This is a genomic window from Glaciihabitans sp. dw_435 (assembly GCF_018449675.1).
Taxonomy (GTDB): Bacteria; Actinomycetota; Actinomycetes; order Actinomycetales; family Microbacteriaceae; genus Glaciihabitans.
Window position 1 is genome coordinate 47,263 of sequence record NZ_JAAVUZ010000006.1, and the last position, 9,334, is coordinate 56,596.

Genomic DNA, 9,334 nt, shown 5'->3' on the forward strand with positions numbered 1-9,334 from the left:
GTACCTCGTTAGAAGAAGTCGGGCGACGGGGTGGTCGCCTGGCGCACCGACACGTCCGCGTGGCGGTCGAAGCGGTACCCGATGCCGCGAACCGTACGCACGATGTCCTCGTAGCTGCCGAGCTTCGAGCGGAGGCGACGCACGTGCACGTCGATGGTGCGCTCGTTCGGGATCTCGTCGTCGCCAGCGGCCCAGAGGGATGAAATCAGCTCGGAGCGGTCGATCGTGCGTCCCTCGCGGAGAACGAGGTACTGCAGCAGTTCGAACTCCTTGTAGGTGAGCGCCGCGGTCTCGCCGTCGAGCAGGAGACGCTTGCGGGAGATGTCGATGACCACGCCACCGCGGGCCTCGGTGGTCTCTTCGGTGTGACGGTGCTGGGCGAGGGCGGCGGGGTCCTGCAGGGCGAGCCGCACCACGTCGACGTCGCGTCCGCCGGCGCCGCGGGGAGCCAGAGCCACCGCCGCGTAGGTCTCGGAGGCCGGAACAAGCTGGGCGGCGAGCTGCTTGAGCTGCTCGACGATGGTGCCGAGGTCGGTGCCGGCCGCGGCGGCCTTCAGCTCGTCGATGCCGACGTAGAGAACGAAGCCGCGGGCTTCGGGGCCGGTCGGGACGGCGCGCAGGCGGGGCGCGGTTTCGGTGGCAGCCGCTTCGGGGGCGGATGCCGCGGGGGAGGCGATCCGACGGACGGCGGTCGCCGTGCGCGGCTCGGCGACCGTGCGGCGCGGGGCCGGAGCGAAGGCGGTGGTGGAGGTGGTCGGACGGTCGAGGGTTGCGATAGACATTGAAATGGAGTCCTTGAATGATTCGAAGTACCTCGAATACGAGGGGATGCTTCGAGAGCTGTGATGCGATGTGTGGTGTGGGACCCGATCTACTGATTCAGTTCGACTGAGTCAGGACGACGGTCCGGGAGTTCGGACTTCACCTGTGAGAGGGAAGTCAACAAACTCGGCGAGGTTGGCCGGTTAGGCACACATTCGGCAACACATGACCATACGCGTCGGCATCATCATGCCGGTATCTCCAAGAGCTCCAGGGGAGGTCAGGGCGATCGCGTGGGAAGTCATAAATGCAACTATCTTGCACGGGCGCAGCAAAAGTCAAGCGCGGGTGATGGATTCACGCGAATTGCCCCGTTCGGGGGGAAATTCGTGCGTCAGTTGTCCACGATGGCACCGAGCGATTCGGCAATCAGCATGGCGATCTGGCCATCGATCCGCGCTTTGCGCCAGTTCAGGCCCGCCAGCTGCACGCCCGAGAGATCGGCGCCGGTGAAGACGGCGCCCTCGATCGAGGCGCCCCGCAGGGTGGCGTTCTGTAACACGGCCCCGCGGAAGGTCGCCTTGTCGAGGTTCGCCTCGCCGAAGTCGCTCTCCTCGAGATTGAGGTGATCGAAGTTGATGTTTCGCAGGTCCGCCCCGAAGAGGTTGACCCACGACCACACGCCGCCCTCGATCGTGAGCGGCCGCATGGCGGTGGCGCGAAACTGGCTGCCCGTCATCTTGCAGTGGCGCAGCGTCGCACCAAACAGCGAGCTGTCGGAGAACACGCAATTGTCGAAGCGTGAGGTGTCGTGAACGGAGGCGTTCAGGGCGACACCGCGAAATTCACAGTGGTCGAACACCGTGCCGACGGTGGTGATCTCTGTCATGTCGCAGTCGATGAACACGCAGTTCTCGAACCGTTCCGCGCCGAACTCCCGGCCGTACCAGTCTTCTCCGGAGAACCGGAGGTCCTTGTGGATCGGTGGGTTAGACGAGTCCATAGAGGCGGTCGCCCGCGTCGCCCAGGCCGGGAACGATGTATCCCACCTCGTTCAACTTCTCGTCGAGAGCACCGAGCACGATGGTGACGTCGCGCCCCTCCATGGCCTTTTCGACGGCGGCGAGGCCCTCGGGCGCTGCGATGAGGCAGACGGCCGTGACATCCACCGCTCCACGATCCAGGAGGAAGTCGATCGCGGCGATGAGGGATCCACCGGTGGCGAGCATGGGGTCCAGAACGAAGCACTGGCGGTTGGAGAGGTCGTCGGGCAGGCGCTCGGCGTAGGTCGTGGGCTGCAGGGTCTCTTCGTCACGCACCATTCCGAGGAAACCGACCTCGGCGGTGGGGATGAGCTTGACCATTCCCTCGAGCATGCCGAGACCGGCGCGCAGGATGGGCACCACCAGCGGGCGCGGCGAGCTGATCGCGAGTCCCTTCGCGATGGCGACGGGGGTCTCCACCTCGACGACGTCGACGCGGACGTTGCGGGTGGCTTCATATGCCAACAGCGTCATAAGTTCTTCGGCGAGGGCGCGGAAGGTTGGCGACGGGGTCCTCTTGTCGCGCAGCACGGTGAGCTTGTGCGTGATGAGCGGGTGGTCGGCAACGTGTACTCGCATAGGCTCAATCTATCGGAAGGGACCGCCCATGGATCGATACACCGAGTGGATGCGCGAGGCAATCGCCGACGCATCCCGTGCGGTGGCAACCGGCGATGTGCCCGTTGCGGCGCTGGTGCTCGACGCGGACGGCGTGGTCATCGGACGCGGGCGGAACGAACGCGAGTTGCACCAGGACCCGACCGCGCACGCCGAGGTCGTGGCGATCCGCGAGGCTGCTGCCGCGACGGGGGACTGGCACCTGACCGGGGCGACACTCGTCGTCACGCTGGAACCGTGCGTGATGTGCGCGGGCGCGATCCTGTCGGCACGGATTCCCCGGGTCGTCTTCGGTGCGTGGGACGAGAAGGCGGGAGCCGTCGGCAGTGTGTACGACGTGCTGCGGGACCGTCGGCTGAATCACTCGGTCGAAGTGATCGCGGGGATCGAGGCGGACGCGTGCGCCGCCCTTCTGCTGGACTTCTTTGAGGCCCGCCGCTAGCTCGGATGGGAACCGCGGCGCGCGTTAATCCGCTGCGCGAATGATGATCGCGTCGGTGGTCGGATACGCCTCGCCCGGCTGCACGTACACGTCGGGTTCGATGTAGATCACCCGCGCGATTGGAACGGCGGCGCGGATGCTCGCCTCGACCGCGTTGATGGCGGTCGCGACATCCGCCAGCTTCTTCTTGCTCGCAAACGCGACCTTGGCGCCGACGAGCAGTTCCTCGGGTCCGAGGTAGAGGGTGCGCATGTGGATGAGCGCCTCGACCTCGGGGTTGGAGTTGATGGCGTTGCGGATTTTCGTGGTGTCGTCGGGGTTGGCGCCCTCGCCGACGAGCAGGCTCTTGGTCTCGAAGCCGAGCACCAGGGCGACGAGGATCAGCAGTACACCGATGCAGAGGGTGCCGATGGCGTCCCAGATGCCGTTGTGGGTGATGACGGTCAGGCCGACGCCGAGAAGGGCGAGCACGAGTCCGATCAGCGCGGCGAAGTCCTCGAGCAGCACGACGGGGAGTTCGGGCGCCTTCGCGCGGCGGATGAACTCGATCCACGACTGGGTGCCGCGGATGTGGTTGGACTCCTTGATGGCGGTACGGAACGAGAAGCCCTCGGCGCCGATCGCGAAGAGCAGGACGACGACCGGCAGCCACCAGTTGTCGAGGGGGTGCGGTTCGGCCAGCTTCTCGATGCCCTCATAGATCGAGAACACGCCACCGACGGAGAACAGGATGATGGAGACGACGAAGGCGTAGACGTAGCGCTCGCGTCCATAGCCGAACGGATGATCCGCGTCGGCCTTCTTGCGGGACTGGCGACCGCCGAGCAACAGGAGCGCCTGGTTGCCGGTATCGGCCAGGGAGTGGACGCTCTCCGCGAGCATCGAGCTGGAACCCGAAAACACGAAGGCGATGAACTTCACGACCGCAATGCCAAGGTTTGCCGCGCCTGCCGCCAGGATTGCTCTGTTTCCGCCCGCTGTGCTCATGGGTCAATCCTAGGATGGTCGGTATGGCTACCCTTCCCTCAATCGCGATACTCGGCACCGGATCCATGGGAGGAGCGATCCTCAGCGGACTGCTGCAGCCGTCGGTGACAGTGACGGGTGGCATCCGCGTGACCAACCGCACGCCGGCGAAGGCCGCCGCGCTCGAGTCATCCACTGTCACCTCGTATGCGCTCGAGAGCACCCCCGATGCGAACGCGCTCGCCGTAGCCGGCGCTCGCGTCGTGCTGCTCGGCGTCAAGCCGTACATGATTGCCGACCTGTTGCGCGAGATCGCGCCGCACCTGGCTGCCGACACCATCGTGGTGAGCGTTGCGGCCGGCGTGACGACCGCGACCATGGAGGCGATCGTGCCGAACGTCGTCATCCGGGCGATGCCGAACACCCCCGCCGTCGTGGGACTCGCCGTGACGGGCGTCGCGGCCGGATCGCGCGCCACCGCCGCGGACGTGGCGGCGGCCCGTGCCGTGTTCGAGACCGTCGGCTCGGTGCTCGAGGTGGCGGAGGGAAAGATTGACGCCCTCAGCACCATCAGTGGTTCCGGCCCCGCCTACGTGTTCTATTTCATTGAGGAGCTCACGCGAACGGCCATCGACCTCGGCTTCACCCCCGAGGAGGCGGCCATCATGGTCAACGGCACCTTCCGGGGTGCGAGCGAGCTCCTGGCCTCGGACTCCATCGAGCCGGGGGAGCTGCGCCGCCGCGTTACCAGCCCGGGAGGAACGACCGAACGGGCCATCGCGGAGCTGGCGACGGCCGATCTCAAGGGCATCTTCGATCGCGCGACGGCGGCGGCCCTCGCCAGAGCGACGGAGCTTGCCGCCGGCTGAGTGCCACCCCGCACCTCAGCGGTTGCGCGGCACCCTCATAGGGCGTCCATAGGGAACACGGTGATCCTTTTTCCATGGACAACGCACGCAATGATGCCACTCCGACGCCCGAGGGCTCGGACGCAGAGAACTCCGCCGAGACCGCATCGACCGATGTCGTGGCTCAGGCTTCCACCCCCGTGAACCGCGACGCGGTCACCGAGTCGTTCACCGAACCCCAGCCGTACGTCGCCCCCGCGGCCGGCACCTACGTTCCCCCGGCTGGCGCCTACGTCCCGCCGGCGGGACAGGCCGCTCCGGGCGCCGTTCCTCCCGCCGCGGTTCCGCCGGTTGCCCCCGCCGCTCCGGTGAAGCAGGCAAGCACCGGTCGCGGGATGATGATCGCCGCAATCATCATCGCCGCCGTCATTCTCTCCGGCGGCTCGTTCGTCGGTGGCATCGCCGTGGGTACCCAGGTCGGGGCCATCGTCGGTCACTCGATGAGCGAGAAGTTTGATCGCGGAGGTCAGACCCGGCAGTTCCCCGGCAACCGCCAGCAGGATGGCGGCACGCAGCAGAACGGCAACGGCAATGGCAATGGCACCACGCCGCAGCAGGGCACCCAGCCGACCGGCGTCCCGCAGCAGAACGGCTAGGCCGCCCAATCAGCTCTGCAGCGCCGCGAACTTCTCGATGTCTGCAGAGTTTCCGCTGACGATGATCAGGTCGTGGTTCGAAATCACCGTCTCCGGCGCCGCGTAGGTGAAGTCCTTGCCGGGCGCCTTCACGCCGACGACCGTGATGCCGTACTTGCGCCGCACCTGCGATTCGCTCAGCGGAATGCCACGGATGGGCTTCGGCGGATACATCTTGACGATCGCGAAGTCGTCATCGAACTCGATGAAGTCGAGCATGCGACCAGACACAAGGTGCGCGACGCGCTCACCCGCCTCGGCCTCCGGGTAGATCACGTGGTTCGCGCCGATCCGGGCGAGGATCTTGCCGTGCGACTGGCTGATCGCCTTCGCCCAGATCTGGGGGATCTTCAGGTCGACGAGGTTGGCAGTGATGAGAACGCTTGCTTCGATGGATGACCCGACAGCGACGACCGCGATCGCGAAGTCTTGCGCGCCGATCTGACGCAGGGCGTCGATGCTGCGGGCATCCGCCTGGACGGCGTGGGTGACACGCTCCGACCACTTCTGCACCAGGGACGCATCGGCGTCGATGGCCAGCACGTCCCGGTCGAGCCGGTCGAGCTGGCCCGCCGTGGCGGCGCCAAACCGACCGAGTCCAATGACGAGCACGGGTGCGTCGTGCGGAATCTTGTCAACCAACGATCGGCCTTTCTTCTGCTCGCCGGAAGAGCTGGCGCCTGGTGCTCGCGGCGAGTGCTGCTGCGAGCGTCACTGTACCAATGCGGCCGAGGAACATGGTGGCCACCAGTACGTATTGCGCACCGTCGGAGGTATTCGCAGTAAATCCCGTGCTGAGGCCGCAGGTCGCGAAGGCGCTGATGACGTCGAACAGCACGTAGTCGAGCGGCTCGTCGGTGATGAGCAACAGCAGGATGCAGGCGCTGGCGACGGTCGTGGCGCCCCACAGCACGACGCTGACAGCCAGGCGGAGCACGTCCTGGGGGATGCGGCGGTCGTACGCTTCCATTTCGTCGTTTCCGCGGGCCTCGGCGAAGGCGGCGATGAACAGGATGGCAAGCGTGGTGACCTTGATGCCGCCCGCGGTCGAGGCGGAGCCTCCCCCGATGAACATGAGCATGTCGGTGACCAGCAGGCTCGAGCCATCCAGGTGGGAGATATCGATCGTCGAAAAGCCGCCTGACCGCGACATGGTGCTGAGGAAGAAGCTCTGCAGAATCCGCTGGCCGGTGTCGAGCTTCTGCATGGTGGCGGGGTTCGAGTACTCCAGGGCGAAGTAGGCGAGCGCACCGAGAACCAGCAGGAGGGCAAAGGTGAAGAGGGTGATCTTGACGTGCAGCGACCAGCGCTTTGGCTTGGTGAGGTTGCGACTGAGCACGTAGATCACGGGGAATCCGATGGCGCCGAAGACGACGCCGATCATGAGGGCTCCGAGGAACCACACGTCGGTGGCGTAGGGGGTAAGTCCCGAGCTCGTCGGCAGGAATCCGGTGTTCGTGAAGGCCATGGCGGAGTAATAGAAGGACTCCCACGCGGCATCGAGGGGAGCGACGCCCTCGATGAGCATGCGGGGAAAGAGCAGGAGCGCGACGGCACCCTCGATCACGAGGGCGCTGACCGCCACGGTGAGCAGGAGGTTGCCCGTCTCGCCGAGCCGCACCGCCTGGCCCTCGGCGATCGGACCCTTGCGGTTGCGCAGCGGGTTGGCGTCTCCGGCTGCCAGCAGCTTCTGCCGGAGCCCGAGTCGGCGGCTGATCACCAGCCCGAGGATCGACGCGAGCGTCAGCACCCCGATACCGCCGATCTCGACGCCGAGGAGGATGACGCTGTGGCCAAACGGCGACCAGTAGGTCGCCATGTCCACGGTCGACAGGCCGGTCACGCAGATGACCGAGACGGCGGTGAACAGCGCGTCGATGAAGGGGGCGACCTCACCGCTCGTGGTGGCGATCGGGAGGGAGAAGAGGAGCGTGAAGACGAGCACAAGGGCGGCGAAGATGGTGATCGCAAAACGGGCCGGAGTTGCGCTGGCAAAGTCCGCGACAAGCTCCCGGCCGCGCTCAAGCGGCGTGAGGTGCGACACGGGTTTCGTGCGCATAGGTGGTGCCTCCGTCTACCGCTCGTGAAACAGCTTGTCATGGTACTACCCGCCGGGGATCGCTAGCCTGTTGCCATGGCTGACATCTTTGATGTGATCGCGGATGCGACGCGACGCGAACTGTTGCACGTTCTGCTCGAGCGATACGTCGCAACCGACTCCGACAACGGAGAGCTCAGCGTGGGGGAGATCGTCGAGAAACTCGGTCTCAGCCAGCCGACTGTCTCCAAGCACCTCAAGGTGCTGCGCGATCACGGCCTCGTGTCCGTGCGGGAAGAAGGACAGCACCGCTACTACAGCCTGGATGCCTCGCCGCTCGAGGAACTGGAGGACTGGATCATCCCGTTCCTCAGCGCCGACTTCGATCCCTCGCGCATCGATCCCGATGACGCGGCGGCGTCTCCCGCCTACGCCGCCTGGGCCGGAGCCGAAGTAGGACAGAAAGTGGGGCGAGCGGTGGCCGAGACATCCCACAAGGCGATCGACGCCCTGCACGGTGCGACGGACGTGCTGCACGGTGCCACCGGACAGGTCAGCCGGGGCATCCGCAAGATCACGAAGAGGTAGACGCCGAGTCACACCAGCCCCTATATTTACGATCAACCACTCCGGCACCACTCTTCGGGGTGTATTTCGGGGCCAAAGGGGCGCAAAGTGTCGAGGGATCTCTCTGATGTGCGCTTTCTGACGGTTGCGGAAGTTGCCGAGATGATGCGCGTATCGACCATGACCGTGTACCGTCTTGTGCATTCCGGTGAGCTGCCGGCCGTGCGTTTCGGGCGATCTTTTCGCATTCCGGAATCGGCCGTAGCCACCGCAATTGAAATTCACGTCTCCGACGTGGGGTAGAGTAAAACGTTATGTTTTCCGCGGTTCTGATCGGACCGGTGGTCCAATCAGCATTCAGCGAGGTGATTTATGGGTTCCGTCATCAAGAAGCGCCGCAAGCGCATGGCGAAAAAGAAGCACCGCAAGATGCTTCGCAAGACGCGTCACCAGCGTCGTAACAAGAAGTAGCCTTCGGGATCGAGAAGCGCTAGACCAGTTGAGGTCTAGCGCTTTTTTGATGCCCTCTCGGTGCCGCCGGCGTCGGACGTGGATGCCCCGGGGCGGAGTGTCGCCGCAGCCGATGTCGACCGTGCCTCGCGCCGAACCCGACGTTGCGCGGCGCGAATGCTCGCGTGCTTCAACTGCAGCGTTGACCAACCGCGGGCGCGCGCGTGCTTGCTCAGCACCGAGTCGGGATTGACCACCACGCGGTTGCCGACGAGGGTCAGCAGGGGGATGTCGTTGCGCGAATCCGAGTAGGCCCAGCAGTCCGCGAGGTCTGCCCCGATGTCACGCGTCAGCGCCCGGGCGGCGACGGCCTTGCTGTCGCCGTGCAGAACGCCGCCGTCCAGGCCGCCGGTGAAGACCCCGTCGGTCGCCTCGATCTTCGTGCCGAGCGCGCCGGTGAGTCCGAGTCGGTCAGCGATGACCTGCGCGACCAGCTGCGGCGATGCAGTGATGAGCCAGACCTGGTGACCCTTGCCGATGTGTTCGCGAGCGAGGGCGACGGTCTCCGGCCACAGCCGCGACCGGATGTCCCGTTCGTAGACCTCATTGGCGATCGTGACGAGTTCTTCCTCGGTGTGGCCGCCGAGCAGCTCGAGCGCGCGGTCCTTGATCGACGCGAGCTGCCGCATGTTCTCCCCGACGAAGAGGAACGTCGCCTGGTGCCAGCCAAAACGCACGATGTCGCGCACGGTGATGAGCTTGCGCCGCCAGGCGGCCTTCGCGATATGGAAGGTGCTCGCCCCGCGCAGCAGGGTGTTGTCGACATCGAAAAAGGCGACGATGGCAGAGTCGCTCTGCGGAATCGTCTCCACCATGGGCTCGGGCATTCCGGACAGTCTAGGAGG

At 65.7% G+C, this 9,334-nt stretch carries 13 protein-coding genes; 6 read left to right on the forward strand and 7 right to left on the reverse strand.

Annotated elements, in window-relative coordinates; all coding sequences use genetic code 11:
• Nucleotides 1-8: 8 nt before the first annotated feature.
• The 3 genes from HB677_RS09835 to upp all read right to left on the reverse strand — a co-directional run bounded on the left by HB677_RS09835 (nt 9) and on the right by upp (nt 2,384).
• Nucleotides 9-782 carry a winged helix-turn-helix domain-containing protein gene (locus tag HB677_RS09835; RefSeq protein WP_213815531.1) on the reverse strand — a complete coding sequence of 258 codons (774 nt, stop codon included), beginning with the start codon at nt 780-782 and terminating at the stop codon, nt 9-11.
• 374 nt (nt 783-1,156) lie between these two features.
• Nucleotides 1,157-1,765, reverse strand: a complete 609-nt coding sequence (locus HB677_RS09840) for a pentapeptide repeat-containing protein (RefSeq protein WP_213815532.1) — start codon at nt 1,763-1,765, stop codon at nt 1,157-1,159.
• Nucleotides 1,752-2,384: a uracil phosphoribosyltransferase gene (upp, locus tag HB677_RS09845; RefSeq protein ID WP_213815533.1), complete on the reverse strand. Its 633-nt coding sequence runs from the start codon at nt 2,382-2,384 to the stop codon at nt 1,752-1,754. Before upp ends, HB677_RS09840 begins: the two co-directional genes overlap by 14 nt.
• Before the next feature lie 28 nt (nt 2,385-2,412).
• On the opposite strand from upp, the gene tadA reads away from it, so the two are divergent.
• Nucleotides 2,413-2,865, forward strand: coding sequence for a tRNA adenosine(34) deaminase TadA (tadA, locus tag HB677_RS09850; RefSeq protein WP_213815534.1), 453 nt, complete (start codon nt 2,413-2,415; stop codon nt 2,863-2,865).
• 24 nt (nt 2,866-2,889) lie between these two features.
• Here tadA and HB677_RS09855 read toward each other — a convergent pair whose 3' ends face one another.
• Entirely contained in the window at nt 2,890-3,852 is a 963-nt protein-coding gene (locus HB677_RS09855) for a cation diffusion facilitator family transporter (protein WP_213815535.1), read from the reverse strand.
• A gap of 23 nt (nt 3,853-3,875) precedes the next feature.
• Between HB677_RS09855 and proC the strand changes: the two genes are divergently transcribed.
• A complete protein-coding gene (gene proC, locus HB677_RS09860) occupies nt 3,876-4,700 on the forward strand; it encodes a pyrroline-5-carboxylate reductase (RefSeq protein WP_213815536.1) in 825 nt (274 codons plus the stop codon).
• Nucleotides 4,701-4,774: 74 nt separating this feature from the next.
• The gene (locus HB677_RS09865; protein WP_213815537.1) at nt 4,775-5,335 is read left to right on the forward strand and encodes a hypothetical protein; all 561 of its coding nucleotides are present in this window, start codon (nt 4,775-4,777) and stop codon (nt 5,333-5,335) included.
• A gap of 9 nt (nt 5,336-5,344) precedes the next feature.
• Here the strand turns inward: HB677_RS09865 and HB677_RS09870 are convergent, their stop codons facing one another.
• Both HB677_RS09870 and HB677_RS09875 read right to left on the reverse strand, forming a co-directional pair.
• Nucleotides 5,345-6,016: a TrkA family potassium uptake protein gene (locus HB677_RS09870; RefSeq protein ID WP_213815538.1), complete on the reverse strand. Its 672-nt coding sequence runs from the start codon at nt 6,014-6,016 to the stop codon at nt 5,345-5,347.
• Entirely contained in the window at nt 6,009-7,433 is a 1,425-nt protein-coding gene (locus HB677_RS09875) for a TrkH family potassium uptake protein (RefSeq protein ID WP_213815539.1), read from the reverse strand. Before HB677_RS09875 ends, HB677_RS09870 begins: the two co-directional genes overlap by 8 nt.
• Before the next feature lie 75 nt (nt 7,434-7,508).
• Between HB677_RS09875 and HB677_RS09880 the strand changes: the two genes are divergently transcribed.
• From HB677_RS09880 to HB677_RS09890, 3 genes are all read left to right on the forward strand, one after another.
• Nucleotides 7,509-8,000, forward strand: a complete 492-nt coding sequence (locus tag HB677_RS09880; RefSeq protein WP_213815540.1) for a helix-turn-helix transcriptional regulator — start codon at nt 7,509-7,511, stop codon at nt 7,998-8,000.
• A gap of 87 nt (nt 8,001-8,087) precedes the next feature.
• The gene (locus HB677_RS09885; RefSeq protein WP_213815541.1) at nt 8,088-8,282 is read left to right on the forward strand and encodes a helix-turn-helix domain-containing protein; all 195 of its coding nucleotides are present in this window, start codon (nt 8,088-8,090) and stop codon (nt 8,280-8,282) included.
• A 69-nt stretch (nt 8,283-8,351) separates the two neighbouring features.
• Entirely contained in the window at nt 8,352-8,450 is a 99-nt protein-coding gene (locus HB677_RS09890; protein ID WP_084480631.1) for a 30S ribosomal protein bS22, read from the forward strand.
• A gap of 35 nt (nt 8,451-8,485) precedes the next feature.
• On the opposite strand, the gene HB677_RS09895 is transcribed toward HB677_RS09890, so the two are convergent.
• Nucleotides 8,486-9,316: an HAD family phosphatase gene (locus HB677_RS09895; RefSeq protein ID WP_213815542.1), complete on the reverse strand. Its 831-nt coding sequence runs from the start codon at nt 9,314-9,316 to the stop codon at nt 8,486-8,488.
• Between the last annotated feature and the right edge of the window lie 18 nt (nt 9,317-9,334).